The 24,563-nt window shown below is 69.5% G+C and carries 25 protein-coding genes and 2 pseudogenes; 16 read left to right on the forward strand and 11 right to left on the reverse strand.

The features are described from left to right. Positions 1-149 precede the first annotated feature (149 nt). The gene (locus EAO75_RS22390) at positions 150-1,673 is read right to left on the reverse strand and encodes a TldD/PmbA family protein (RefSeq protein WP_147996835.1); all 1,524 of its coding nucleotides are present in this window, start codon (positions 1,671-1,673) and stop codon (positions 150-152) included. Between the two features lie 239 nt (positions 1,674-1,912). Between EAO75_RS22390 and fabG the strand changes: the two genes are divergently transcribed. From fabG to EAO75_RS22405, 3 genes are all read left to right on the forward strand, one after another. Then, positions 1,913-2,617 carry a 3-oxoacyl-[acyl-carrier-protein] reductase gene (gene fabG / locus EAO75_RS22395; protein WP_147996836.1) on the forward strand — a complete coding sequence of 235 codons (705 nt, stop codon included), beginning with the start codon at positions 1,913-1,915 and terminating at the stop codon, positions 2,615-2,617. Positions 2,618-2,622: 5 nt separating this feature from the next. Then, positions 2,623-3,390, forward strand: coding sequence for an enoyl-ACP reductase FabI (gene fabI / locus EAO75_RS22400; protein WP_147996837.1), 768 nt, complete (start codon positions 2,623-2,625; stop codon positions 3,388-3,390). A 162-nt stretch (positions 3,391-3,552) separates the two neighbouring features. Beyond that, positions 3,553-3,915: a hypothetical protein gene (locus tag EAO75_RS22405; protein WP_147996838.1), complete on the forward strand. Its 363-nt coding sequence runs from the start codon at positions 3,553-3,555 to the stop codon at positions 3,913-3,915. Here EAO75_RS22405 and EAO75_RS22410 read toward each other — a convergent pair. Then, on the reverse strand, positions 3,893-4,585 hold the full coding sequence (locus tag EAO75_RS22410; RefSeq protein ID WP_147996839.1) for a FadR/GntR family transcriptional regulator: 693 nt from the start codon (positions 4,583-4,585) through the stop codon (positions 3,893-3,895). The two genes, EAO75_RS22405 and EAO75_RS22410, sit on opposite strands and share 23 nt — an antisense overlap. A 70-nt stretch (positions 4,586-4,655) precedes the next feature. On the opposite strand from EAO75_RS22410, the gene EAO75_RS22415 reads away from it, so the two are divergent. From EAO75_RS22415 to EAO75_RS22430, 4 genes are all read left to right on the forward strand, one after another. Further along, on the forward strand, positions 4,656-5,948 hold the full coding sequence (locus EAO75_RS22415) for a CynX/NimT family MFS transporter (RefSeq protein WP_147996840.1): 1,293 nt from the start codon (positions 4,656-4,658) through the stop codon (positions 5,946-5,948). A 45-nt stretch (positions 5,949-5,993) separates the two neighbouring features. Then, the gene (locus EAO75_RS47545) at positions 5,994-6,110 is read left to right on the forward strand and encodes an SGM_5486 family transporter-associated protein (RefSeq protein ID WP_147996841.1); all 117 of its coding nucleotides are present in this window, start codon (positions 5,994-5,996) and stop codon (positions 6,108-6,110) included. 195 nt (positions 6,111-6,305) lie between these two features. Continuing rightward, positions 6,306-6,512, forward strand: a complete 207-nt coding sequence (locus tag EAO75_RS22425) for a hypothetical protein (RefSeq protein WP_147996842.1) — start codon at positions 6,306-6,308, stop codon at positions 6,510-6,512. Between the two features lie 65 nt (positions 6,513-6,577). After that, complete coding sequence (locus tag EAO75_RS22430; RefSeq protein ID WP_147996843.1) at positions 6,578-7,096, forward strand: SixA phosphatase family protein; 519 nt, start codon at positions 6,578-6,580, stop codon at positions 7,094-7,096. A gap of 145 nt (positions 7,097-7,241) precedes the next feature. Here EAO75_RS22430 and serB read toward each other — a convergent pair whose 3' ends face one another. After that, positions 7,242-8,450, reverse strand: coding sequence for a phosphoserine phosphatase SerB (gene serB, locus EAO75_RS22435; RefSeq protein ID WP_147996844.1), 1,209 nt, complete (start codon positions 8,448-8,450; stop codon positions 7,242-7,244). 267 nt (positions 8,451-8,717) lie between these two features. On the opposite strand from serB, the pseudogene EAO75_RS46705 reads away from it, so the two are divergent. Beyond that, positions 8,718-8,876 (forward strand): annotated as a pseudogene (locus EAO75_RS46705) (hypothetical protein); the annotation flags it as partial. 29 nt (positions 8,877-8,905) lie between these two features. Here the strand turns inward: EAO75_RS46705 and EAO75_RS22445 are convergent. Continuing rightward, a pseudogene (locus tag EAO75_RS22445) lies at positions 8,906-9,214 on the reverse strand (streptophobe family protein); the annotation flags it as partial. A gap of 239 nt (positions 9,215-9,453) precedes the next feature. Here EAO75_RS22445 and EAO75_RS22450 point away from each other — a divergent pair. Next, positions 9,454-11,985, forward strand: a complete 2,532-nt coding sequence (locus tag EAO75_RS22450; RefSeq protein ID WP_187284545.1) for an FHA domain-containing protein — start codon at positions 9,454-9,456, stop codon at positions 11,983-11,985. 88 nt (positions 11,986-12,073) lie between these two features. Here EAO75_RS22450 and EAO75_RS22455 read toward each other — a convergent pair whose 3' ends face one another. From EAO75_RS22455 to EAO75_RS22465, 3 genes are all read right to left on the reverse strand, one after another. Then, a complete protein-coding gene (locus EAO75_RS22455; RefSeq protein WP_147996846.1) occupies positions 12,074-12,847 on the reverse strand; it encodes a transglycosylase SLT domain-containing protein in 774 nt (257 codons plus the stop codon). A 299-nt stretch (positions 12,848-13,146) separates the two neighbouring features. Beyond that, a complete protein-coding gene (locus tag EAO75_RS22460) occupies positions 13,147-14,301 on the reverse strand; it encodes an S-adenosylmethionine:tRNA ribosyltransferase-isomerase (RefSeq protein WP_147996847.1) in 1,155 nt (384 codons plus the stop codon). Next, on the reverse strand, positions 14,298-14,999 hold the full coding sequence (locus tag EAO75_RS22465) for an SDR family NAD(P)-dependent oxidoreductase (RefSeq protein WP_147996848.1): 702 nt from the start codon (positions 14,997-14,999) through the stop codon (positions 14,298-14,300). Before EAO75_RS22465 ends, EAO75_RS22460 begins: the two co-directional genes overlap by 4 nt. Positions 15,000-15,264: 265 nt before the next feature. Here EAO75_RS22465 and EAO75_RS22470 point away from each other — a divergent pair, with 265 nt between their 5' ends. The 3 genes from EAO75_RS22470 (at position 15,265) to chpE (ending at position 17,458) form a co-directional block, all read left to right on the forward strand. Next, entirely contained in the window at positions 15,265-16,410 is a 1,146-nt protein-coding gene (locus tag EAO75_RS22470; RefSeq protein WP_147996849.1) for a GAF domain-containing sensor histidine kinase, read from the forward strand. Next, on the forward strand, positions 16,403-17,044 hold the full coding sequence (locus tag EAO75_RS22475) for a response regulator (protein ID WP_147996850.1): 642 nt from the start codon (positions 16,403-16,405) through the stop codon (positions 17,042-17,044). Before EAO75_RS22470 ends, EAO75_RS22475 begins: the two co-directional genes overlap by 8 nt. 168 nt (positions 17,045-17,212) lie before the next feature. Beyond that, the gene (gene chpE / locus EAO75_RS22480; RefSeq protein ID WP_147996851.1) at positions 17,213-17,458 is read left to right on the forward strand and encodes a chaplin ChpE; all 246 of its coding nucleotides are present in this window, start codon (positions 17,213-17,215) and stop codon (positions 17,456-17,458) included. Between the two features lie 236 nt (positions 17,459-17,694). On the opposite strand, the gene EAO75_RS22485 is transcribed toward chpE, so the two are convergent. Beyond that, the gene (locus tag EAO75_RS22485; protein ID WP_147996852.1) at positions 17,695-18,483 is read right to left on the reverse strand and encodes a hypothetical protein; all 789 of its coding nucleotides are present in this window, start codon (positions 18,481-18,483) and stop codon (positions 17,695-17,697) included. A gap of 138 nt (positions 18,484-18,621) precedes the next feature. On the opposite strand from EAO75_RS22485, the gene EAO75_RS22490 reads away from it, so the two are divergent. The 3 genes from EAO75_RS22490 to EAO75_RS22500 all read left to right on the forward strand — a co-directional run bounded on the left by EAO75_RS22490 (position 18,622) and on the right by EAO75_RS22500 (position 20,988). Then, positions 18,622-19,419, forward strand: coding sequence for an ABC transporter ATP-binding protein (locus EAO75_RS22490; protein ID WP_147996853.1), 798 nt, complete (start codon positions 18,622-18,624; stop codon positions 19,417-19,419). 75 nt (positions 19,420-19,494) lie between these two features. Then, a complete protein-coding gene (locus tag EAO75_RS22495) occupies positions 19,495-19,926 on the forward strand; it encodes an NfeD family protein (protein WP_147996854.1) in 432 nt (143 codons plus the stop codon). A 132-nt stretch (positions 19,927-20,058) separates the two neighbouring features. After that, complete coding sequence (locus EAO75_RS22500; RefSeq protein ID WP_147996855.1) at positions 20,059-20,988, forward strand: SPFH domain-containing protein; 930 nt, start codon at positions 20,059-20,061, stop codon at positions 20,986-20,988. Positions 20,989-21,127: 139 nt separating this feature from the next. Here EAO75_RS22500 and EAO75_RS22505 read toward each other — a convergent pair whose 3' ends face one another. The 3 genes from EAO75_RS22505 to EAO75_RS22515 form a co-directional block, all read right to left on the reverse strand. Next, positions 21,128-21,634, reverse strand: a complete 507-nt coding sequence (locus EAO75_RS22505) for an HNH endonuclease (protein WP_147996856.1) — start codon at positions 21,632-21,634, stop codon at positions 21,128-21,130. A gap of 145 nt (positions 21,635-21,779) precedes the next feature. Continuing rightward, the gene (locus EAO75_RS22510; RefSeq protein WP_147996857.1) at positions 21,780-22,319 is read right to left on the reverse strand and encodes a YbhB/YbcL family Raf kinase inhibitor-like protein; all 540 of its coding nucleotides are present in this window, start codon (positions 22,317-22,319) and stop codon (positions 21,780-21,782) included. 43 nt (positions 22,320-22,362) lie between these two features. After that, positions 22,363-23,145, reverse strand: coding sequence for a sporulation protein (locus EAO75_RS22515; RefSeq protein ID WP_147996858.1), 783 nt, complete (start codon positions 23,143-23,145; stop codon positions 22,363-22,365). A 140-nt stretch (positions 23,146-23,285) separates the two neighbouring features. On the opposite strand from EAO75_RS22515, the gene EAO75_RS22520 reads away from it, so the two are divergent. After that, positions 23,286-23,936, forward strand: coding sequence for a DNA-3-methyladenine glycosylase (locus EAO75_RS22520; RefSeq protein WP_147996859.1), 651 nt, complete (start codon positions 23,286-23,288; stop codon positions 23,934-23,936). Positions 23,937-24,563: the final 627 nt, after the last annotated feature.

A 24,563-nucleotide genomic window follows, 5' to 3' on the forward strand; every position in this document is an offset into this window, starting at 1 on the left:
TGTTGAGACTGTGCTTTCCCGGGGGGTAACCCCCGGACCCCCAGCAGATCGTGATGCTGGCGCTCATCGACCGGCCTCCTGCGTGGTGTTCAGAATGTGCTTTCCCGGGGGATAACCCCCGGACCCCCAGCAGATCGTGATGCTGGCGCTCATCGACCGGCCTCCTGCGTGGTGTTCAGAATGTTGACGCCCTTGAAGAGGGCCGACGGGCAGCCGTGCGAGACCGCCGCGACCTGCCCCGGCTGGGCCTTGCCGCAGTTGAAGGCGCCGCCGAGGACGTACGTCTGCGGACCGCCCACCGCCGCCATCGAGCCCCAGAAGTCGGTGGTCGTCGCCTGGTAGGCCACGTCCCGGAGCTGGCCGGTGATCCGCCCGTTCTCGATCTTGAAGAACCGCTGCCCGGTGAACTGGAAGTTGTAGCGCTGCATGTCGATCGACCAGGACCGGTCGCCGACGACGTAGATCCCGCGGTCCACGCTGCCGATCAGATCCTCGGTCGACATCCCGGCCGGATCCGGCTGGAGCGAGACGTTGGCCATCCGCTGCACCGGCACATGGCCGGGGGAGTCGGCGAACGCGCACCCGTTGGACCGCTCGAAGCCGGTCAGCTTCGCGATCCGCCGGTCCAGCTGGTAGCCGACCAGCGTGCCGTCCTTCACCAGGTCCCAGGACTGGCCCTCGACGCCCTCGTCGTCGTACCCGATCGTCGCGAGGCCGTGCTCGGCGGTGCGGTCACCGGTGACGTTCATCAGGTCCGAGCCGTACCGGAGCTTGCCGAGCTGGTCGAAGGTGGCGAAGGAGGTGCCGGCGTAGGCGGCCTCGTAGCCGAGGGCGCGGTCCAGTTCGGTGGCGTGGCCGATGGACTCGTGGATGGTCAGCCACAGGTTGGAGGGGTCGACGACGAGGTCGTACGGTCCCGCCTCCACGCTCGGCGCCCGCATCTTCTCGGCGAGCAGCCCGGGGATCTGCTCCAGCTCGCTCTCCCAGTCCCAGCCGGTCCCCGTGAGGTACTCCCAGCCGCGGCCGACCGGTGGGGCGATGGTGCGCATGGAGTCGAACTCGCCGCTCGACTCGTCGACCGACACGGCGGTGAGCTGTGGGTGCAGCCGCACCCGCTGCTGGGTGGTCACGGTCCCGGCGGTGTCGGCGTAGAACTTGTTCTCGTGGACGGTGAGCAGCGAGGCGTCCACATGGTTGACCCCGTCCGCCGCCAGCAGCCGCGCGCTCCAGTCCGCCAGCAGCCCCGACTTCTGCTCGTCGGGCACGGTGAACGGGTCGATCTCGTACGACGAGATCCACGTCCTGTCGGTGTGTACGGGCTCGTGGGCGAGCTCCACCCGCTCCTGCGACCCCGCCGCCTTGATCACCTGCGCGGACAGCTTCGCCATCGCCACCGCCTGCGAGGCGACCTTGGCGGCGGCGTCCAGCGTCAGATCCACCCCCGACGCGAAGCCCCAGGTCCCGCCGTGCACCACCCGCACCGCGTAACCGAGGTCGGTCGTGTCCGACGACCCCGCGAGCCTGGCGTCCCGCAGGCGCCAGGACGCGCTGCGCACCCGCTCCAAACGGAAGTCCGCGTGCTCGGCGCCGAGCGCACGCGCGCGTGCCAGCGCGGCGTCCGCCAGGGCGCGTAGCGGAAGCGCCGTGAAGGCTTCATCGATCGTATGAGGCACGGAGGTCTCCCTGCTGTCGTGGCCTGTCGGCCCGATCATTTCGCGTGGGCGGGCCGCTGGACCACACGTTTCCGGCTGGAGTCGGCATCTTTCTGTAGAGACCCGACAGTCACCGCCGTACGCCACTGTGGGTGCCCGAATGTCCCCGGTCGGGACGCGACCGATAGGTTTTCGGTGAAGCCGCCTGTCATCCAGCTGTTCGGGCGGGTGCGTCAGACACCTATCGAAAGGGTGATCCGTTGAGCCGCTCGGTTCTCGTCACCGGAGGCAACCGGGGCATCGGCCTCGCCATCGCCCGCGCTTTCGCCGACTCCGGCGACAAGGTCGCGATCACATACCGCTCTGGAGAGCCGCCGGCCGGCTTCCTGGCCGTCAAGTGCGACATCACCGACACCGAGCAGGTGGAGCAGGCCTACAAGGAGATCGAGGCCGAGCACGGTCCGGTCGAGGTGCTGATCGCCAACGCCGGCATCACCAAGGACCAGCTCCTGATGCGCATGTCCGAGGAGGACTTCACCTCGGTCATCGACACCAACCTCACCGGCACCTTCCGCGTGGTCAAGCGCGCCAACCGCGGCATGCTGCGCGCCAAGAAGGGCCGCGTGGTGCTCATCTCGTCGGTCGTCGGGCTGTTCGGCGGCCCCGGCCAGGCCAACTACGCCGCCTCCAAGGCCGCCCTGGTCGGCTTCGCGCGCTCCCTCGCCCGAGAGCTGGGCTCGCGCAACATCACCTTCAACGTCGTCGCGCCCGGCTTCGTCGACACCGACATGACCAAGGTGCTCACCGACGAGCAGCGTGAGGGCATCGTGAAGCAGGTGCCGCTCGGTCGTTACGCGCAGCCGGAGGAGATCGCCGCGACGGTGCGGTTCCTCGCCTCGGACGACGCCTCGTACATCACTGGAGCCGTCATCCCCGTTGACGGCGGACTGGGAATGGGTCACTGATCACCATGAGCGGAATTCTCGAGGGCAAGCGCGTCCTGATCACCGGTGTGCTGATGGAGTCCTCCATCGCCTTCCACACCGCCAAGCTGGCCCAGGAGCAGGGCGCCGAGATCATCCTGACCGCCTTCCCGCGGCCCACGCTGACCGAGCGCATCGCCAAGAAGCTCCCCAAGCCCACCAAGGTCATCGAGCTCGACGTCACCAACGACGAGCACCTCGGCCGGCTGGCCGACATCGTCGGCGAGGAGCTCGGCGGCCTCGACGGCGTCGTGCACTCCATCGGCTTCGCGCCGCAGGACGCGCTCGGCGGCAACTTCCTCAACACGCCGTTCGAGTCGGTCGCCACGGCCATGCACGTCTCCGCGTACTCCCTGAAGTCGCTGACCATGGCCTGCCTGCCGCTGATGCAGAACGGCGGCTCGGTCGTCGGCCTCACCTTCGACGCGCAGTACGCCTGGCCGCAGTACGACTGGATGGGCCCGGCCAAGGCCGCCCTGGAGGCCACCAGCCGCTACATGGCGCGTGACCTGGGCAAGCAGAACATCCGCTGCAACCTCGTCTCCGCCGGCCCCATCGGCTCCATGGCCGCCAAGTCCATCCCGGGCTTCAGCGACCTGGCCGCCGTATGGGACGAGCGCTCTCCGCTGGAGTGGGACCTCAAGGACCCCGAGCCGGCCGGCAAGGGCGTCGTCGCCCTGCTGAGCGACTGGTTCCCGAAGACCACCGGCGAGATCGTCCACGTGGACGGCGGCCTGCACGCCATCGGCGCCTGATCCTCCGTACGCAGTCGACGCCCCGTTTCCCGCCGCCGCGCGGGGAGCGGGGCGTCACCCGTTCGGCCCATCCGGCGAGGCGGGTGAGGCCCACGACCACGCACTCTGAAGTACGCGTTCCCTACGCGAGCCCCTCACCCGTACGGCCGAGGAGGTCCCGTTGTGCGCTTGTCCCGACGCCTGGCCTCGACGACCGTCGCCGTCGCCCTCGTACTGCCCCTGTCGTACGAGGCGATGACGCACGCCCACGCGCGTGTGCACACCGCGACAGCGCAGGCGGAGCCACGGGAGCCGTTCGGCGCCGACTGCCGGATCGGTGTCACCGGCTCCCATGTGACCGCCTACTGCCACAACCCGTATCCGCAGACCGACAGCGTGAGCCTGCACGTGGAGTGCGCCCGCTGGTGGGACCTCGACAGCGACGGCTCCGCGGTGGAGGCCGAGCCCGCGCAGACCGTGCGGCTGACCGCACGGTGCTGGAAGGAGGTCGGCTCGGTCTGGGTCAGCCACCAGAGGGAGGGCTGACCCGCCCCGGACGGCAGTGGAACGGATAGCCGGCCGCCTCGTCCGCTGCCGCCGACGCGTCACCCGCGCGGATCGCGTCGACCAACAGCGCGTGATCCAGGTACGACTCCGGCGTCAGCTCCGTGCCGACGTCGTCGCGCAGCCAGTCCAGCAGGACCTCGCCCAGGTCCGCGTACATCGCGGTCATCACGTCGTTGTGGGAGGCCGCGACCACCGCCAGATGGAAGGTCGCGTCGGCCGCCACGAACGCCTCCGTGTCGCCCGACTCCCAGGCCTCCTCGCGCCGCGCAAGCAGCGCCTCCAGCTGCTTGAGGTCCTTCTCCGTGCGTCGCTCGGCGGCCAGCTTCGCGGCGCCCGACTCCAGCGTGGAGCGCAGCTCGGCGATGTGCCGCGGGTCGGTGTCGGTGAAGCGGCGGTGCATGACGCCGGCCAGCTCGCTGGTAGCCACCACATAGGTGCCGGAGCCCTGGCGGATGTCCAGCAGGCCGTTGTGCGCGAGCGCGCGGACCGCCTCACGGACCGTGTTGCGGGCCACGCCGAGCTGATCGACCAGCTCGGGCTCGGTCGGGATGCGGGAGCCGACGGGCCATTCGCCCGAGGCGATCTGGTTCCGCAGGGCCGCGATGACCTGCTCGGACAGCGCCGAGCGGCGGGGGTGGCTCAGGGGCATGGCACACCTTCGCACGTCAGGAAGAGGGCCGGGCGGCCCAGGGGTGGACAACCAATCATCCCATGATTCTATGATGGGCCTCATGGCAAGCGAGGAAACCCGGACGGTGACGTCCATGCCCATACGCACCCCTGAGCCAAGCACCATCTCGGAGCCGACCACGCGCGCGTGGACGATGCGGCTGCTCGTGGTCGGCATCGTGCTGACCGCAATGAACCTCCGCCCCGCCATCACCAGCCTCGGCGCCCTCCTCGAAGAGGTCCGGGACGGGCTCGGCATGAGCGGCAGCGTGGCCGGACTGCTCACCTCCGTGCCCCCGCTGTGCTTCGCCCTCTTCGGTGTCGCGGCCCCGCGCCTGGCCCGCCGCTTCGGCGCGGGCGCCGTGGTGTGCGCGGGCATGGTCGCCATCACCGCCGGCCTGCTCATACGCCCCTACGTGGGCAGCACGGCCGGCTTCCTGGCCGCCACCGCGCTCGCCCTCATGGGCATCGCGGTCAGCAACGTCCTGATGCCGGTCATCGTCAAGCGCTGGTTCCCCGACCGGGTCGGCTCCATGACCGGCCTGTACTCGATGGCCCTGGCCTTCGGTACCGCGTCCGCCGCGGCCGTGACGGTGCCCATGACCGAGGCACTGGGCGGAAACTGGCACAGCGGGCTCGTGGTCTGGGCGGGGCTCGCGGTGGCCGCCGTGGTGCCCTGGATCCCCTTCGTGCGGGACCGGGCGGGCACGCCCGGCACGCCCGCCGAGGACAAGCACGGGCGCGTGGACGCGCCCCCGCTGCGGATCACCCGCAGCCGCACCGCCTGGGCCCTCGCCGTCTACTTCGGGCTCCAGGCCACCGGCGCCTACATCACGATGGGCTGGATGGCGCAGATCTTCCGGGACTCGGGAGTGCACGCCGGCACGGCAGGGCTGCTGCTCGCGGTCACGATGGTGATGGGAGTGCCGCTGGCCTTCGTCATCCCGCGTCTCGCCATCAGGCTGCCCCACCAGGGGCCGATCGTGCTCGCGCTGGGTGCCTGCGGCCTCGTCGGCTACGCCGGCATGTACCTCGCCCCGACCTCCGGCTCCTGGGCGTGGGCCGTGCTGCTGGGCGTCTCGAACTGCTCGTTCCCGCTGGCCCTCACGATGGTCGGCATGCGGGCCCGGACCAGCGCGGGCGTGGCCCAGCTGTCGGGCTTCGCGCAGAGCACCGGCTATCTGATCTCGATCCCCGGCCCGCTCCTGGTCGGCGTGCTCTACCAGCACAGCGGTGGCTGGGGGCTGCCGATCGCGCTCATGGCCGCGCTGATGATCCCGCAGATGGCGGTAGGTGTCCTGGCGGGACGCAACCGCATCGTGGAGGACGAGGCGGCCCGCTGACACCCCGGAGGACCGGGCGCGGTCTGCGGGTGGGAGACTTGCCGTATGCCAGTGCTCGACCCGAACCCCCAGAACGGCCAGAAGAAGCTGCTGCTCGTCTTCGGCGTGTTCTTCGCCATCTTCGTGATCATCGCCGTCGTCGCGACGATCGCCTCTCCCTGACGCGGGCGCCCCGATGGACGCCGGCCGACACATCCCGGCGGGCCGATGGTGGGGCTAGCACCACCATCCCCTAGGGGGTGAGTGTCAGGGTCAACTGGGTGGATCACCGGATGGGTTGAGGACCGCTCAGTCCGTAACTTCGAAGTGTGACCGCGACAGGCGGACACCCACCACTCGAAGACCCGCGGAGGCATCATGTCGGCCCGTACGCACACCCCGCCCCAGCCGGCGTCCACGGGCCGTGCCGAGATCCGGCTGCCCTGGTGGGCCCTGGCCCTGCCGACGCTCGCATTCATCACGCTGCTGACACTGATCCTCAACCCCGCGGACGCGCAGGCCGCAACCGCCGAGCCCGCGATCACCCAGCTCTTCGAGCGCATACAGCAGCTGATCATGCACTGAGCGCCCCCGGAGGCGCCCGTCAACTACCTGCGCCCCATGGCCTGTTTCGTGCGAAGCTGGATCTCATGAGCGTCGCAGAATCCCGCAGGATTGTCCTCTTCCGGCATGCGAAAGCCGACTGGCCACAGGTGACCGACCACGAGCGGCCGCTCGCCGACCGGGGTCGAATGGACGCGGCAGAAGCCGGCCGCAGGCTGGCCGACACCGCCATCCCCTTCGACCTGGCCCTGTGCTCGACCGCGATCCGGACCCGGGAGACCTGGAAGCTCGCCGTCCACGAGTTCCAGCACCGGCCGAAAACCGTCTACGAAGAGCGGGTCTACGAGGCCTCGCCCGGCGAGCTGATCGCCCTGCTCAACGAAACCCCCGACGACGCACAGAACGTCCTGCTGATCGGCCACAACCCCGGAGTGCAGGGCCTCGCCGACGTCCTGTCCGGCTCCGCCGACGGCGATGCGCAGGAGTGGATGAGCCGGCGCGGCTTCCCGGCCGCCGCCTTCGCCGTCCTGTCCTTCGGCGGCCCCTGGAAGACCCTGGAGCCCGGCACGGCCACGCTGCTCGACTACTGGGCCCCGTCCGAGTGACCGACCCCGCACGAAGGGCCCGGCACCGTCGCGGTGCCGGGCCCCTTGCATGCGGAGCGGCTCGCCGCCCTCAGTCCGTCCGGTTCCGCGCAGGTCGTTCGGTCGTACGCAGGTCGTACGCAGGTCGTCCGTCCGGTGCGGAGCGTCAGTCCTCGTGGTGCATGTCCGCGGCTTCGACCTCTTCGCGGGTGACGCCGAGCAGATACAGGACCGTGTCCAGGAACGGCACGTTCACCGCCGTGTGCGCGGCCTCCCGCACCACCGGCTTGGCGTTGAACGCGACGCCGAGCCCGGCCGCGTTGAGCATGTCCAGGTCGTTGGCACCGTCACCGATCGCCACCGTCTGCGACAGCGGCACCCCCGCCTCGGCGGCGAACCGGCGCAGCAGCCGCGCCTTGCCCGCCCGGTCCACGATCTCGCCGGTCACCTTCCCGGTGAGCTTGCCGTCGACGATCTCCAGCGTGTTGGCCTGAGCGAAGTCGAGCCCGAGCCGTTCCTTCAGATCATCCGTGACCTGCGTGAACCCACCGGAGACGACCCCCACTTGATAGCCGAGCCGCTTCAGCGTACGGATCAGCGTGCGCGCGCCCGGCGTCAGCCGCACCTCGCTGCGCACCTTCTCCACCACCGACGCGTCCAGCCCGGCCAGCAGCGCCACGCGCGCGTGCAGCGACTGCTCGAAGTCCAGCTCCCCGCGCATCGCGGCCGCCGTCACCTCGGCCACCTTGTCCTCGCAGCCGGCGTGCGCCGCGAAGAGCTCGATCACCTCGTCCTGGATGAGCGTGGAGTCCACGTCCATCACGACCAGACGCTGGGCGCGCCGGTGCAGTCCGGCCGCGACGACCGCGATGTCGACACCCAGTGCCGCGGCGTCCGTCACCAGGGCCGTGCGCAGCGGCGCGGTCTCCACGCCGGAGACCGCGAACTCCACCGCGGTCACGGGGTACTTGGCGAGCCGGAAGATACGGTCGATGTTGCCGCCCGACTTGGTGATCCTGGCGGCGATGGCGGCCGTCGCCTCCGCGGTGAGCGGGTGCCCGAGGACGGTCACCAGGGAGCGTCCCGAGCCACGCGGGCGGTTGTCGCCGAGGCCGGAGATGATCTCCGCCTGCATCTTCATGGACTCCGCCCAGCTGTGGACGGTCGCCCGCAGATCCCCTTCCAGACCGGCCGGCGGCTCCGTCACGAGCGCGCACAGTGTGATCCGGCCCCGCGTGACGACCTGCTCGATGTCGACCACGTCGACCGAGTAGGCGGCCAGCGTGTCGAAGAGGCCGGCGGTGATGCCCGGCCTGTCCTTCCCGAAGATCTTGACGAGAAGTGTGGGGGTGTCAGAGGTCTGCGAAGCGCTCATGGTGCCTCCACCGTATCCGGCACCCAGTGCCTGCCGCCCCCGAGGTCCGTCTAGCGGACACGGAACACTGGGTGTCGGCCGGGTGGCGAGGGCCTTACGTTCGGACCACCGCTGCACCAGTAACTGTGAACCGCCCCAGGATCACCTGCGGCCGACGCCGCACGGCCGCGCGCCGTTCACCGGCTGAACCCGTCACGGGCGCCCCTTCGGCTTCCCCGGCGGCGGCGGCGGTGGAGGAGGGCGGACTCGGCGAGCTCGCTCGGCCCGATGACCGCGGCTGTGGTGGCCCTTGGGGCGGGTGGTTCCGTCACTCCGTCCGGGGATGTGTCCGCTTTCGGGTTGACCGGTGCACAGGCGGCGACCGCCATCGAGATCACGCCACTCGGGGTGAGCCTGGTCGGCGCGGTGCTGTTGTCGTGGTTCTTCCTACGGTCCTTGCGGGGCGCGGGAGTTGTGATCGCGCCGACCAGGCTCACCCCGAGTGGCGTGATCTCGATGGCGGTCGCCGCCTGTGCACCGGTCAACCCGAAAGCGGACACATCCCCGGACGGAGTGACGGAACCACCCGCCCCAAGGGCCACCACAGCCGCGGTCATCGGGCCGAGCGAGCTCGCCGAGTCCGCCTCCAGCAGATGCAGTCCGAGCGCTGCGGTGCCCGCCATTCCGATCAATGCCCAGCTCACGGCGGCGATGGCGGAGAGAAGGATGTCGCCCCAGGGCAGCCTGGCGCCTTTCGAGCTCTCGACGTACGTGGACGCGCTCATGGCAGACCCCCCGATCCGCGGCGCGGCCGATCGCCGCGCATGTCCCCCTCGCGTGGATTACCACTCTCCGGGCTGGTTTCAACCCCGTCAACGGAACCATTCGAAGCGCGTGGGCGTGCTCCACACAAGGCCCGGCTTTCGGTCAGGGGGCGGAGCCTGAAATAGTTCCCGACGATGTTCGACATCCCTAGACTCCCTGTGTTGGGGGTAACTCGGGGGACTACTCAGTGGGGCATGGAGTGCCGGAACTCGTACTGGAATTGAATGGAAGGACCTGGACGCTCGACCCGTCCAGGCCCTACACCCTCGGACGCGATCCGCAGGGCGACATCGTGCTCGACGACGCCAGGGTGTCCTGGCGGCATGCCACGATCAGCTGGAGCGGCCACAGTTGGGTCATCGAGGACCAGGGCAGCACCAACGGCACGTTCGTGCAGGGCCAGCGGATCCATCACCTGGAGATCGGCCCGGGCTCGGCCGTGCACCTGGGCAATGCGACCGACGGACCGCGCCTGGACCTCAGCGGCACCGCGGCATCCGTCGCCTCGCCGCAGGCCCAGCCGCAGCAGCAGCCGTACGCCGCGCAGGGCGCCCAGGCGGGCTGGGCCCAGCAGGCACCTCAGCAGCAGCCCCAGCAGGCACCGCAGCAGCAGCCCCAGCAGGCCGGCTGGCAGCAGTCGCAGCAGGCGGCCCACATCCCGCAGCAGCAGGGTCCCGGTGGTGGCGCGGGGGCGCCGCCGGTCTACGGCGACCGCAGCCCCACCACGTTCCACCAGTTCTCCATCGGCCGCGTGATGCGCATCGGCCGTGCGCTGGAGAACGAGCTGGTCGTCTCCGACCTCCAGGTCTCCCGGCACCACGCCGAGTTCCACTCGACGCCCGACGGCCGCATGGAGATCCGCGACCTGGGCTCGCACAACGGCACGTACGTCAACGGCCAGCCGATCGCCAAGGGCGGCTCGCAGCTGCTGGGCCCGGCGGACATCGTCGGTGTCGGTCACTCGACGTTCCGGATCGTCGGCGACCGTCTCGAGGAGTTCGTCGACACCGGTGAGGTCTCCTTCTCGGCCCGGCATCTGACCGTCACGGTCGACGGCGGCAAGCAGATCCTCAAGGACGTCTCCTTCGGCGTCCCGGAGAAGTCGCTCATCGCGGTCATCGGCCCGTCCGGCTCGGGCAAGTCGACCCTGCTCAAGGCACTCACCGGCTACCGCCCCGCCAACCAGGGCGACGTCCTCTACGACAACCGGAACCTCTACAAGCAGTTCGCCGAGCTGCGCCAGCGCATCGGTCTGGTCCCGCAGGACGACATCCTGCACAAGGAGCTGACCGTCAAGAAGGCCCTCAAGTACGCGGCCAAGCTCCGCTTCCCCGCCGACACCACGGGCAAGGAGCGCGACGCCCGTATCGACGAGGTGCTGCGCGAGCTGAAGCTGGACATCCACAAGGACAAGAAGGTCACCTCCCTGTCCGGCGGCCAGCGCAAGCGCGTCTCGGTCGCCCTGGAGCTGCTCACCAAGCCGTCGCTGATCTTCCTGGACGAGCCCACGTCGGGCCTCGACCCGGGCATGGACCGCGACGTCATGCAGCTGCTGCGCGGCCTCGCCGACGACGGCCGTACGGTCCTCGTCGTCACCCACTCGGTGGCCGAGCTGGCGATCTGCGACAAGCTGCTGGTGATGGCCCCGGGCGGTTCGGTCGCCTACTTCGGTCCGCCGGAGGAGGCGCTGAACTTCTTCGGCTACGACACCTGGGCCGACGTCTTCTCCGCCTTCGAGAACTACCGCGACTACGACTGGGCCGGACGCTGGAAGGGCTCGCAGCACTACCAGATGTACGCCGCGGACATCGACGCGATTGCTCCGCAGTCCGTACAGGTGCCGCCGATGCAGGCGATGAAGCCGCCGAAGCCGCAGGGCTGGCTGTCGCAGTTCCTCACACTGGTGCGCCGCTATGTGTCGGTGATCGCGTCCGACAAGGGCTTCCTGGCCCTGATGGTGATCCTGCCGGGCGTGCTCGGCGCGGTGAGCCTGCTCATCGACTCGGGCAAGGGCCTGCTGCCCAACGCGCCCAGCCCGCAGACCGGCCGGATCATCCCGAACGGCACGGCCACCACCGTGCTGCTGATCCTCGCGGTCGGCGCCTGCTTCGCCGGCGCCGCGAACTCGGTGCGTGAGCTGATCAAGGAACGGGTCATCTACGAGCGGGAGCGCGCGACCGGCCTGTCGCGCTCGGCGTACCTGATGTCCAAGGTCTTCGTGCTCGGCTTCATCACCGTGCTCCAGGGCCTGATGGTCGGCGTCATCGGCTTCGCCAGCCGGGAGATCCCGGAGGAGGGCCTGGTCTTCGGCAAGCTGACGCTGCTGGAGCTGTCGGTGCCGATCATGGCGCTGGGCTTCACCTCGATGATGTTCGGCCTGATCATCTCGGCCCTGGTGAAGACCGCCGAGAAGACCATGCCGCTGCTGGTCATGTTCGCGATCATCCAGGTCGTGTTCACGGGCTGTCTGTTCGCCCTGAACGGCTCGATCGGCGCCAACCAGATCTCGTATCTGATGCCGTCGCGTTGGGCCGTGGGCGCCGCGGGCGCCACGCTGGACTTCAACAAGATCAGCCCGCCCGGCCAGGGCGAGAGCAACGACCCGCTGTGGGAGCACACGGTCGGCGTCTGGGCCATGGACATGATCGCCCTGATCGTGCTCGGTGTGATCTGCGGCATCTTCGTGGCCCGCTTCCTGCGCCGCCACGAGCCCGAGGTCATGCGCAAGTAGTCACCGCCGTACGACGCCCGAAGGGCGGCACCCCGTCAGGAGGGTGCCGCCCTTCGGCGTACGTGTCAGAGGCCCGCGCCTACCTCGGTCAGTACGCGCTGTTGACGTTGTCGATCGAGCCGTACCGGTCGGCCGCGTAGTTGGCGGCGGCGGTGAGGTTGGCGACCGGGTCGTACTGGCTCTTGGCCGTGCCCGGGACGTGGTACGCGTCGAAGGTCGGCTTGATGACCTGGAGCAGACCGATCGACGGGACGCCGTTCTGGGCGTTGATGTCCCAGTTGTTGATCGCGTTCGGGTTACCCGAGGACTCCCGCATGATGTTCTTGTGCAGGCCGTTGTAGGTGCCCGGGATGTCGTGCTTCTTCATGATGTCGAGCGCCTCGCGGATCCAGCCGTCGAGGTTGTTCGCGTAGGTCTTGGCGGCGACCTGCTTGACCGCGACGCGCTTGGCGGACCGGCTCGCGGCCTCCTCCGCCTTGCGCTCGGCAGCGGCCTTCTTCGCGGCGGCGGCCTTGGCGGCCCGCTGCTTGGCGGTGGCCTGGGCGGCCACGTGCTTGTCGTGGGCCACGGCGGCCCGGTGCTTGGCGGCGGCCACAGCGGCCTTGTGCTTGGCCACCATCGCCTCGGCCTTCACCTTGTCGCCGGCGAGCTGGTCGGTGACGCTGCCCTTGACGTCCTTGATCTGCTCGCTGCTGTAGGCCACCTTGCCCGCGGGGGCTTCGGCCGTGGTCGTCTGTGCGTTGCCGGGGACGGCGGACAGTGCCAGAGCGGCGGCGCCGAGCGTACCCACGCCGGCGATCGCGATCTTCTGGCGCTTGGTTATGGCACGACTGAGGGCACGGTTCTTGGTGTTCTTGAGCATGGCAGATGGACCTCTTCGAATAGCGCGGAGGTCGCTCGCTGTCCGGCGGGGGACACGGGTGCTTCCGGCACAAACGCCGCGGGCTGAACCCACGGCGCTGAGCGACGAGAGCAATTCTTAGCGGCCGCAAAATGCGGTGGCAAAGGTGTGACCTACGATCCCCGGTAGTGGAGCCAGGAAGGGCAAAATAGGACAGACAGGACTGTCCGCGCCGCTCAAAAGGGACGGCTCCACCTACTACGGACTTTCGTACGTGACCTGCACCCTATGCGCGGGCTCACATCAGCCATGCGACAGTCTCACCAGCAGTTGCTGGCGCAATGCTCTGCGTGAGGGTCCTCCGCCGGGAGGATGAGGTGCACGTCCCCGAACTCGTGCCACAGGTAGAGCCCGCGCAGCGCTTCCTCATAGCTGCGGTCGATCGCGGCTCGCCCGGCGACCGCCTCCAGCATCAGCAGATGCGAGGCCTCCGGCTCGTGCAGCCCGGTCAGCAGCCCGTCCACCACACGCACCCCGCGCTCCGGCGTGACGACCAGATCCGTCCACCCCTCACGCGCGCCCACGACCCCGTCGGCGTCCACCGCCGACTCCACCGCCCGCACGGCCGTCGTCCCGACGGCGACGATGCGGCCGCCCCCGGCCTTCGCGGCATTGATCAGCCGAGCCGAGGCCTCCGGCACCGCGAACCGCTCCGGATACGGCAGCTCGTGCGCCTCAGCCGACGCCACACCCGTGTGCAGCGTGATCGGCGCGAACTGCACACCCCGGCTCACCAGCTCCGTGACCAGCCCGACCGTGAAGGGCCGCGCCGCGCTCGGCATCTCCGCGCTTCCCGAGCCGTCGGCCGAGGGCAGCGCGAACACCGTCTGGTACACGGACAACGGCTGGTCCCGCTCCGTATAGGAGTAGCGAATCGGCCGACCCTGCTCCCGCATCAGCCCGAGGACGGCATCAGCCGGGGCCCGTGCCCCGGTGGCCGCTTCGTCGACGCGACTGTCCGTGCCCTCCACCTCCACGGGCCCGGCGGCCACCCGCGCCCACCACATCCGCGCGCTCCCGACGCTCAGCGGCTCCTCCAACACCAGCCGCAGCCCGCCCGGCAGCCACACCTCAGTCCCCGCGGGTCCGCCCGCACGCGCGCGCGTAGTGCCCAGCTCGTCCGGATCCCGCAGCTCCACGGCCCACCGCCCGTCATCCCCGCGCGTGGAGAAATGCACCACCACGCGCGCGTGCCCGATCCGCCCGTCCACGGCGGCCGCCAGCGTCCGGGACGTGTTGACGACCAGCAGATCCCCGGCCCGCAGCAGCCGCGGCAGCTCACGAAAGGTGTGATGCGACACCTCGGTACCCCGCGACACCAGCAGCCGTACGGCATCCCGGCCCAGCCCCGGCCCCCGCTGCTCGGCGGGAACCCGAGCCGACAGCTCCTCCGGCACGCTCACCGCCAGCGTCATCGCCGCTCCTCCAGCAGAGCCGGAGCCCCGTAGCGGCCGCTCGCCGGACGCTCGTCCAGCAGCCGCAGGAACGCCGGCACGACACTGGCCGGAGCGGGCCGCGGATCGTCGTCGTCCGGTACGGCCGCCGCGTACAGGTCCGTAGCCATGTCCCCGGGGTCGACCGCCCACACGCGCAGTCCGGGCTCCTCCTCACCCAGCACGGCCGCGAGATGGTCCAGCGCGGCCTTCGACGCCCCGTACCCGCCCCAGGTCTCGTACGCCTCGGCGGCCGCGTCCGAGCTGACCGTGATCACGGCGCCCGTCCGGGCCGCCCGCAGCAGCGGCAGTGCCTCCTGTACAAGGGCCAGCGCGGCGACCACGTTCACCTCCAGCGCCCGCCGCAGCCCCTCCAGGGGCAGCGCGTCCAGCCGTACCAGCGGCTCGGCGCCCAGCGCGCTGGCGTTGCTCACCAGCAGATCCACGCCGCCCAGCTTCCAGGCGGCCGCCACCAGCTCGGCCCGATGACCGGCGTCCGTGACGTCCCCCGGCACGGCCGTCACGCGCGTGCCGTGCAGTTCCCCGAGCCCGGACGCCGTCTCCTGGAGCGCCTCCGGCGTCCTGGCGTCGAGCACCAGATCCCAGCCGCGCGCGGCCAGCCCCTCGGCGAGCGCCCGCCCCAGCCCCTTCGAGGCCCCCGTGATGATCGCTACCGGCATGACAACCGTCCCCTCGTCCCGGCCCGCCTCGGATCGGCGGGTGCCCTCAACGTAGGAACGGGGCCGCCCGCCCCGCCTCGGACGCGGGCCGCAACATCGCGGGGCCCTTCGTCCTAAGCCACGCACCTGGGCCGCCCGCCCTACGCCGCTGATCGGGGGACCGGAGAAGTAGGTGAGGGGGGACCGCAGAACTAGGACCGAGGCCCCGGTCGGCCGCCGCCAGAGGTCCGATCCGGCTGTCACACCCCGCCGGTACCGTGAGGGCATGAGTCAAGGCCCCAGGTCCGGCCTCGCCGCGGTGAGCTCCGCGTTGCTGGCCATGAGCAGGCATCTTGAGGTGCGCGACGTCCTCAAGACGATCGTCGCCTCCGCCCGCCAACTGCTCGACGCGCAGTACGCCGCGCTCGGCGTCCCGGACGACCATGGGGGCTTCGCCCAGTTCGTGGTCGACGGAGTCAGCGACGAGCAGTGGAAGGCCATCGGCCCGCTCCCGCGCCAGCACGGAATCCTCGCCGCGATGCTCCAGGAGGCCGAGGTCGAGCGCCTCGCCGACGTCCGCAAGGACCCCCGCTTCGAGGGCTGGCCGTCGGCGCACCCCGACATGTCCGACTTCCTGGGCCTGCCGATCCGCGACGGCGACGAGGTCATCGGCGCCCTGTTCCTCGCGAACAAGAACTGCCCGAAACCGGAAGGGAGCTGCGGCTTCACGGAGGAGGACGAGGAGCTCCTCTCCATCCTCGCCCAGCACGCAGCGATCGCCCTGACCAACGCCCGCCTGTACGAGCGCAGCCGCGAACTGACGATCGCCGAGGAGCGCTCACGCCTGGCCCACGAACTGCACGACGCGGTCAGCCAGAAGCTGTTCTCCCTGCGCCTGACGGCCCAGGCCGCCACCGCCCTGGTCGACCGCGACCCGGCCCGCGCCAAGGGCGAGCTGCACCAGGTGGCCGCGCTCGCCGCCGAGGCCGCCGACGAACTGCGCGCCGCGGTCGTCGAGTTGCGCCCCGCGGCCCTCGACGAGGACGGCCTCGTCGCCACCCTGCGCACCCAGATCCAGGTCCTCGACCGCGCCCACAGCGCCCGCGTCACCTTCGCAGGCCGCGGTGTGAAGGCCCTGCCCTCCGCCCAGGAGGAGGCCGTGCTGCGCGTCGCCCAGGAGGCCCTGCACAACGCCTTGCGGCACTCCGGAGCCGAGCACGTCGACGTGACGCTGGACCGCCGCGCCGGCGGAGCCGTCCTGCGGGTCACGGACGACGGCGGCGGCTTCGACCCGAAGGCGATACGCACCGCCGGACGCCACCTCGGCCTGGTCTCCATGCGGGACCGGGCGAGCGGGGTCGGCGGCACGCTGACCGTGGAATCGGCGCCCGGCAAGGGCACCGTGATCGAGATGGAGGTCCCCGGTGGCTGACGCAATCAAGGTGCTGCTCGTCGACGACCACCAGGTGGTCCGCCGTGGCCTGCGCACCTTCCTCGAAGTGCAGGACGACATCGAGGTCGTCGGCGAGGCCGCCGACGGCGCCGAGGGAGTGGCCCGCGCCGAGGAACTGAAACCGGACGTCGTGCTGATGGACGTGAAGATGCCGGGCATGGACGGCGTCGAGGCCCTGCGCAAGCTGCGCGAACTGGACAACCCCGCGCGCGTGCTGATCGTCACCAGCTTCACCGAACAGCGCACGGTGATCCCGGCCCTGCGCGCGGGCGCCGCCGGTTACGTCTACAAGGACGTCGACCCGGACGCACTCGCCGGAGCCATCCGCTCGGTCCACGCCGGCCACATCCTGCTCCAGCCCGAGGTCGCGGGCGCCCTGCTGTCCCAGGAGGAGGCCAACTCGGGGCAGGGGAGAGCGGGCTCCCTGACGGAGCGGGAGCGCGAGGTGCTCAGCCTGATCGCGGACGGCCGCTCGAACCGGGAGATAGCCAGAGCTCTGGTTCTCTCGGAGAAGACCGTCAAGACGCACGTCTCGAACATCCTGATGAAACTCGACCTCGCGGACCGCACCCAGGCCGCCCTGTGGGCCGTACGCCATGGCGTGACCGGCTGAAACGCTCTCCGCAGGGCGTGACGGACGGCAATACGGAGGGTTCCGCTCCGGACTGAGATTCATACCGTCGTGGGAATGTCCCCCGGATGGCGCATCCTTCGCGGATCTCCACCGTTCTCCAGTGCGTGCTGCGGCGACTGCCGCGGCAATCGCAAGGAGGGCTTAGAAGTGAAGAACCTGAAGAAGGCAGCGGCCGTGACGATGGTGGCCGGTGGCCTGCTGGCCGCCGGTGCCGGAATGGCCTCCGCCACCGACGGCGCGCACGCCGACGGCCAGGCCGTGGGCTCCCCGGGCATCGCCTCGGGCAACCTCGTCCAGGCCCCGGTCCACATCCCGGTCAACGTCTCGGGCAACAGCGTGAACGTCGTCGGCATCCTGAACCCCGCCTTCGGCAACCTGGCCGTCAACAAGTGACGACCCCCCAAAACAGGCAGTGACCTCCGGCCTCCCGGGTTTTCCCGGGGGGCCGGTCTGCTTCGACGGGGGCCAGGTCCCTCTCGACGGGGGGCCGGGTCCTTCTCAGCGCCGGTCAGGCACACTCCAGCCCGTCCGGCGTTTGAGGACGAGGCCCCTTCAGGGCCGACACGGGGGTCTGGGGGCAGAGCCCCCGGGCACGGTCACACCAACGCCGGCCACCAACCGACCGACGCTCACCGCACGCCCCGCTCCCGCTCCTCCACAACGGAGTTGTACGCGGCGACCTGGGCCCGCCGAGCCACCCGCTCCACCGGCCGCAAGGCCTCCGCCCGAGCCCCCATCTCAGCGGAGCTCACCGCACCCCCGTGCCCGTTCTCATACGCCAGCGACACCAGCAACCCCACCCGCTGAGCCAGCTCCAGCACCCGCACCGCCCGCGGCGGATACCCCGGCGCCAACACCTCCCGCCCCCGCTCGGCCCGCGCCCGATAGGCATCGATCGCCGCCTCGGCCATCGGCCCCGATCCGGCCACATCCAGCCGCGACAGCACCGCGGTGGCATCCCGCAGCGCCTCCGCCAGCTCCCGCTCGGCCTCACCCAGCGACGGCACATCCGCGGGCGGCGCCTCCCGCACCGGCAGCACACGCCAGACGACCTCGACATGTACATCTCCGTCGGGCCCGGCCTCGTACACCTCCGGCACCAGCCCGAACGCGGAGCCGTGGCAGATCACGGCCTCCTCGGCGTCCATCGCCCGTGCGTTGAACTCCGGCGGCCCGCTCAGCCCCAGCGGATGCCCCGGCGCGGGCAGCGCGATCCGCAGCCCGCTCACCCCGAGCGTCCGCAGCCGCCCGAGCGCCAGCGTGAGCCCCACGGGCGCCGACTCGCCGGGCAGCCCTTCCACCCGGTGCACGGCATCGTCGCCGGCGATCTCGTGCACAGCGTCGTCCGGCGAGACGAGTCCGGCCAAAAGGGCATTTCCCCAAGCGGCGAGGCGTCCTGAACGTGGTTCCGAGAGCATGCCCCCACCCTAAGGACCGGACCGATGGAATGAGGCGGCGGACCGGTGGCGTAGATTTCGTTGAGGGCTGCGCCCACAGGCGCACGCGACCACCGAGACGCCGAGACCGGTCACACTGCAAGGGGAGACAACGCGCTCATGAGCGATGTTCTGGAGCTTCAGGACGTATCCGTGGTCCGGGAGGGCCGGGCTCTGGTGGACCAGGTGTCCTGGTCGGTCAAGGAGGGCGAGCGCTGGGTCATCCTCGGCCCGAACGGCGCCGGCAAGACCACCCTCCTCAACGTCGCGTCCAGCTACCTCTACCCCAGCAAGGGCACCGCCACCATCCTCGGCGAGACCCTCGGCACGCCCGGCACCGACGTCTTCGAGCTGCGCCCGCGCATCGGCATGGCCGGCATCGCCATGACCGAGAAGCTGCCCAAGCGCCAGACCGTCCTGCAGACCGTGCTGACCGCCGCGTACGGCATGACCGCCACCTGGAACGAGGACTACGAGGAGGTCGACGAGCAGCGCGCCCTCGCCTTCCTCGACCGCCTCGGCATGACCGAGTACGCCGACCGGAAGTTCGGCACCCTCTCCGAGGGCGAGCGCAAGCGCACCCTCATCGCCCGTGCCCTGATGGCCGACCCCGAGCTGCTCCTCCTCGACGAGCCCGCCGCCGGCCTCGACCTCGGTGGCCGCGAGGATCTCGTCCGCCGCCTCGGCCGCCTCGCCCGCGACCCGATCGCCCCCTCGATGCTCATGGTCACCCACCACGTCGAAGAGATCCCCCCGGGCTTCACGCACGTCCTGATGATCCGTCAGGGCAAGGTCCTCGCAGCCGGCCCGATGGAGCTCGAACTCACCTCCCGCAATCTCTCCCTCTGCTTCGGCCTCCCCCTCGTCGTCGAACAGGTCGGTGACCGCTGGACGGCACAGGGCCTCCCGCTGTCCTGACCCGCTCCTTCAGAAGAGCCGTTCAAACGATCGGCGCCCTGTCGGCGACAGGGCCCGCGGTCCTACCATGACCATGTGGAAATCGACGCGTGGGTTTGGTGGTTGATCGGAGCGGCAGCGCTCGGCATCGGGCTCGTGATCACCGCGATGCCCGAACTCGGCATGCTGGCCGTGGGCGCCGTCGCAGCCGCCGTGGCCGCCGGCATCTTCGGCGGTGACGCCGTCGTCCAGGTCGTGGCCTTCGTCGTCGTCTCGACCGCACTCATCGCCGTCGTACGGCCCATCGCCAACCGGCATCGCGCACAGCGGCCCCAACTGGCCACCGGCATCGAGGCGTTGAAAGGCAAACAGGCCGTCGTACTGGAGCGCGTCGACGCATCCGGCGGCCGGATCAAGCTCGCCGGAGAGATCTGGTCGGCACGCTCTCTCGACACCGACCGCGCCTACGAAGTAGGCCAGGAAGTCGACGTCGTGGACATCGAGGGGGCCACGGCGATCGTCATGTGACCTCGCACGACGTAAGTGGCGCGAACCAGCCACGAGGCACGCGACGGTCTGTCAGACTCACCAGCAAGATCTTCAACAACCATAAGATCTGCCGAACATGCCGCAGCGGAGAAGGGGTACGGGGACACGACGATGGAACCGGTCATCATCGTCCTGATCATTCTGGTGGTGTTGGTCTTCATCGCCCTGATCAAGACGATCCAGGTCATCCCACAGGCGAGCGCGGCCATCGTCGAGCGCTTCGGCCGCTACACGCGGACACTCAACGCGGGCCTCAACATCGTGGTCCCGTTCATCGACACCATCCGCAACCGCATCGACCTGCGCGAACAGGTCGTGCCGTTCCCGCCGCAGCCGGTGATCACCCAGGACAACCTGGTCGTGAACATCGACACCGTCATCTACTACCAGGTGACCGACGCCCGCGCCGCCACCTACGAAGTCGCCAGCTACATCCAGGCGATCGAGCAGCTCACGGTCACCACGCTCCGCAACATCATCGGTGGCATGGACCTGGAGCGCACCCTGACCTCCCGCGAGGAGATCAACGCGGCCCTGCGCGGCGTCCTCGACGAGGCGACGGGCAAGTGGGGAATCCGGGTCAACCGCGTCGAGTTGAAGGCGATCGAGCCGCCCACCTCCATCCAGGACTCGATGGAGAAGCAGATGCGCGCCGACCGCGACAAGCGCGCCGCGATCCTCACGGCCGAAGGTACGCGCCAGGCCGCCATCCTCACCGCCGAGGGCGAGAAGCAGTCCCAGATCCTGCGCGCCGAGGGTGAGGCCAAGGCAGCGGCCCTGCGAGCCGAGGGCGAAGCCCAAGCGGTCCGCACGGTCTTCGAGGCGATCCACGCAGGCGACCCGGACCAGAAGCTCCTCAGCTACCAGTACCTCCAGATGCTCCCCAAGATCGCCGAGGGCGATGCCAACAAGCTTTGGATCGTCCCCAGCGAAATCGGCGACGCCCTCAAGGGCCTCTCCGGCGCGATGGGCAACCTGGGCGGCCTGGGCGGCGGTTCGAGCGCAGCCACGGAACGCCGAGAGAAGCCGTCAATCGACTGACGCGCGGTCCGTCGTACGACAATGGGGCCCGCCTTCCGAGGAAGGCGGGCCCCAAACGTCCTTAGAGGCGCGGGGAACTGCGCGACAGGCCACCCCCAGCCCGCAGCCGACAACTCTGTCGTGACCCCACCTCGAACAGTCAGGCAGCATCCATCGCAAGCCAATCCGGCAGCGCAGCAAACTCATCCGCACCCAGCGTCAGCAACATCGCATCGGCAGGCGTCGGCTCGAACGGCTCCCGAAGCAACGGCATACCCGCCTGCTCAGGCGTCCGGTCAGCCTTCCGATGATTGTCCTCCGCACACGAGGCGACCGTATTCAGCCATGTGTCCTGACCACCGTGCGACCGCGGCACCACGTGGTCCACGGTCGTGGCCCGGCGCCCGCAGTACGCGCACCGGTGCCGGTCCCGCACCAGAACACCCCGCCTCGACCACGGCGCTTGTCTTCGGAAGGGCACCCGTACATACCTGCACAGCCTGATCACGCGGGGCGCGGGTATGTCGACCTCGGCTCCGCGCATGCGCAGTTCGGGGTGGGCCTGCTCGACGACGGCCTTGTCCTGAAGCACCAGAACGACGGCTCGATTCAACGTCACCGTCGACAGCGGCTCGAAGCTCGCGTTCAGTACCAGCGTGTCCCGCATTGCAGCCCACCTCCCGTGCGCACCTGCCCACCCCCTGGCGGGCTGGGATCAACTCTGGCCGGGCACGCCGAGATGGACAACGAAATAAAAAATGCCCGCCCCCGATCACTTCCATGACCTGGGGCGGGCAAACGTTCCATGAACGTCAGGCTTCGGCGGGCGCCTCGTACTCACCGATCACATGGGCACGCGCGAGCGCGTGGAACCGCAGATTGAAGCCGACGACGGCCGGGCTGGCGTCCGCGTCAGGACCGAGCTTCTCCTGATCCACGGCGTACACCGTGAACACGTAGCGGTGCGGCCCGTCGCCGGGCGGCGGCGCGGCACCACCGAAGTCCTTCGACCCGTAGTCGTTCCGCGCCTGTACGGCACCCTCCGGCAGCCCCTCGAACTTGCCGCTGCCCGCACCCGCCGGCAGCTCGGTCACGGAGGCCGGGATGTCGAAGAGGACCCAGTGCCAGAACCCGCTGCCCGTGGGGGCGTCCGGGTCGTAGCACGTCACGGCGAAGCTCTTGGTCTCGGCCGGGAAGCCCTCCCAGCGCAGCTGCGGCGAGGTATTGCCGGCCGCGTAGACCTGAGCGTCCTTGAGGGTCCCGCCGGACGCGACGTCCTCGCTCGTGACCGTGAAGGACGGCACGGGCGGATGGAAGTCGTGGGGCAGCGGGCGCCTCTTGAGCTCGGTCACTTCGATACCTCCTGTTGGAACAGTGGAATCAGCAGTTCCGAGCCTAGAACCAGTTGCGCTTGCTGCCGACCTCGGACAGCCACTGGTTGAGATACGCCGCCCAGTCGGTCCCGTGGAAGTCGTTCAGACCCACCTGGAACGAACGGAACGTGTCACTGCCCTCGCTGAACAGCCCCGGCTTCTTGTCCATTTCGAGGACGACGTCCATCGCGTTGCCGTCCGCCACGAAGCTCAGCTCGACCTGGTTGATCCCGCGGTACTGCTGCGGCGGGAAGAACTCGATCTCCTGGTAGAACGGCAGCTTCTGCCGGGTACCGCGGATGTGGCCGCGCTCCATGTCCGCGTTCTTGAAGCGGAAGCCCAGCTGGATGAAGGCGTCGAGGATCGCCTTCTGAGCCGGCAGCGGGTGCACATTGATCGGGTCCAGGTCGGTGGAGTCCACGGCCCGGGCGATCGACAGCTCCGTCGTCACACYGATGTTCATCCCGCGCAGCGGCTGACCGTCGATCGTCGTGACCGGCGTCTCCCACGGGATCTCCAGCCCGAACGGCACCGCGTGCACGGCGCCGGGCTGAAGCTCGAAGGCACCACCGAGCTGCAACTTCGTGAACTCGATGTCCTGCTTGTACTCCGAGTCCTGGCCCTCGACCTCGACACGTGCCTGAAGTCCCACGGACAGGCCCTCGATGTTSTGGCTCACGGACCCGCCCTGAATCCGCACCTCGCCCTGGACGACACCGCCCGGAACGACGTTGACCTCGGTCAGCACCGTCTCGACCGAAGCACCGCCGGCCCCCAGGCTCGCGAGCAGCTTCTTGAACGCCATGACTCTCCTCTTCTCAGAGTGGATCCCTGATCCCTACAAACGCGATCCGGCCGTGGCCGGTTCCGCGCTCCCACCCTGGCAAGCCGCGGGCCCCCTGACCACCCCGTCGCCACCACCCGTCTGCACTACCCTCGGACGGCATGATCGCGACCCCCGACCGTACGCCCCTGCCCCGGGACTTCTTCGACCGCCCCGTCCTCGAAGTCGCCCCCGACCTCCTGGGCCGGATCCTCGTACGCACCACCCCGGACGGTCCGATCTCCCTCCGCATCACAGAGGTGGAGGCCTACGACGGTCCGAACGACCCCGGCTCCCACGCTTATCGCGGCCGCACACCCCGCACCGAAGTGATGTTCGGTCCCCCCGGGCACGTCTACGTCTACTTCACCTACGGCATGTGGCACTGCATGAACCTGGTCTGCGGTCCCGACGGCCTGGCGAGCGCGGTCCTGCTGCGCGCCGGCGAGATCGTGGAGGGCGCCGAGCTCGCCCGCACACGTCGACTCTCGGCCCGCAACGACAAGGAACTGGCCAAAGGACCGGCCCGCCTGGCCACCGCCCTGGGTGTGGACCGAGCCCTGGACGGCACGGACGCGTGCGCGCCCGGCGAGACCCCACTGAGGATGCTCGCCGGCACCCCGATCCCCTCCGACCAGGTACGCAACGGTCCACGCACCGGCGTGGCCGGCGACGGCGGCAACGGCGACATCCACCCCTGGCGCTACTGGATCGCCAACGACCCCACGGTCAGCCCCTATCGGGCGCATGTCCCGAAGCGTCGCTCAAGTTGACGCGGCATGGCCGTGCGCGTAACGTAGCCCGAGCCGCTGAACCGGGTACTGCGAAGTCAGCAGCCGGAGCGGCCAACCCACTACCTACGACTTCCCCTCAGCGGGGTCGATTCCGGCGTGCCCGCATGCCCGAATTCGAATCCGCGGAAGCCCGATTATGAATCGGCCGGGGGAATCGGCTAACGTAGTGAATGTCGAAAGGCCGACGGGCGAAAGCCCAGGCCCCATGACAATCCCGCCGACAGGGAATCGGATCGAAAAAGGATCTGATAGAGTCGGAAACGCAAGACCGAAGGGAAGCGCCCGGAGGAAAGCCCGAGAGGGTGAGTACAAAGGAAGCGTCCGTTCCTTGAGAACTCAACAGCGTGCCAAAAATCAACGCCAGATATGTTGATACCCCGTCTCCGGCCGGTCTTCCGGTTGGGACGAGGTTCCTTTGAAACAAAACACAGCGAGGACGCTGTGAACGGTCGGGCCTATTCCGCCTGACTGTTCCGCTCTCGTGATGTGTGCACCCGATTACGGGTAAACATTCACGGAGAGTTTGATCCTGGCTCAGGACGAACGCTGGCGGCGTGCTTAACACATGCAAGTCGAACGATGAACCACTTCGGTGGGGATTAGTGG

Source organism: Streptomyces sp. UW30 (assembly GCF_008042075.1).
Classification (GTDB): domain Bacteria; phylum Actinomycetota; class Actinomycetes; order Streptomycetales; family Streptomycetaceae; genus Streptomyces.

What these genes read in the sequence shown, in the direction of transcription:
- EAO75_RS22490 (WP_147996853.1), top strand. Translation starts at nt 18,622, where the DNA reads ATGAGCGATGTTCTGGAGCTTCAGGACGTATCCGTGGTCCGGGAGGGC.
- EAO75_RS22520 (WP_147996859.1), top strand. Translation starts at nt 23,286, where the DNA reads ATGATCGCGACCCCCGACCGTACGCCCCTGCCCCGGGACTTCTTCGAC.
- EAO75_RS22455 (WP_147996846.1), bottom strand. Translation starts at nt 12,847, where the DNA reads ATGCTCAAGAACACCAAGAACCGTGCCCTCAGTCGTGCCATAACCAAG.
- EAO75_RS22410 (WP_147996839.1), bottom strand. Translation starts at nt 4,585, where the DNA reads ATGCCCCTGAGCCACCCCCGCCGCTCGGCGCTGTCCGAGCAGGTCATC.
- EAO75_RS47545 (WP_147996841.1), top strand. Translation starts at nt 5,994, where the DNA reads ATGCCAGTGCTCGACCCGAACCCCCAGAACGGCCAGAAGAAGCTGCTG.
- EAO75_RS22430 (WP_147996843.1), top strand. Translation starts at nt 6,578, where the DNA reads ATGAGCGTCGCAGAATCCCGCAGGATTGTCCTCTTCCGGCATGCGAAA.
- fabI (WP_147996837.1), top strand. Translation starts at nt 2,623, where the DNA reads ATGAGCGGAATTCTCGAGGGCAAGCGCGTCCTGATCACCGGTGTGCTG.
- EAO75_RS22470 (WP_147996849.1), top strand. Translation starts at nt 15,265, where the DNA reads ATGAGTCAAGGCCCCAGGTCCGGCCTCGCCGCGGTGAGCTCCGCGTTG.
- EAO75_RS22460 (WP_147996847.1), bottom strand. Translation starts at nt 14,301, where the DNA reads ATGACGCTGGCGGTGAGCGTGCCGGAGGAGCTGTCGGCTCGGGTTCCC.
- EAO75_RS22465 (WP_147996848.1), bottom strand. Translation starts at nt 14,999, where the DNA reads ATGCCGGTAGCGATCATCACGGGGGCCTCGAAGGGGCTGGGGCGGGCG.
- EAO75_RS22500 (WP_147996855.1), top strand. Translation starts at nt 20,059, where the DNA reads ATGGAACCGGTCATCATCGTCCTGATCATTCTGGTGGTGTTGGTCTTC.
- serB (WP_147996844.1), bottom strand. Translation starts at nt 8,450, where the DNA reads ATGAGCGCTTCGCAGACCTCTGACACCCCCACACTTCTCGTCAAGATC.
- EAO75_RS22485 (WP_147996852.1), bottom strand. Translation starts at nt 18,483, where the DNA reads ATGCTCTCGGAACCACGTTCAGGACGCCTCGCCGCTTGGGGAAATGCC.
- EAO75_RS22425 (WP_147996842.1), top strand. Translation starts at nt 6,306, where the DNA reads ATGTCGGCCCGTACGCACACCCCGCCCCAGCCGGCGTCCACGGGCCGT.
- EAO75_RS22505 (WP_147996856.1), bottom strand. Translation starts at nt 21,634, where the DNA reads ATGCGGGACACGCTGGTACTGAACGCGAGCTTCGAGCCGCTGTCGACG.
- EAO75_RS22415 (WP_147996840.1), top strand. Translation starts at nt 4,656, where the DNA reads ATGATGGGCCTCATGGCAAGCGAGGAAACCCGGACGGTGACGTCCATG.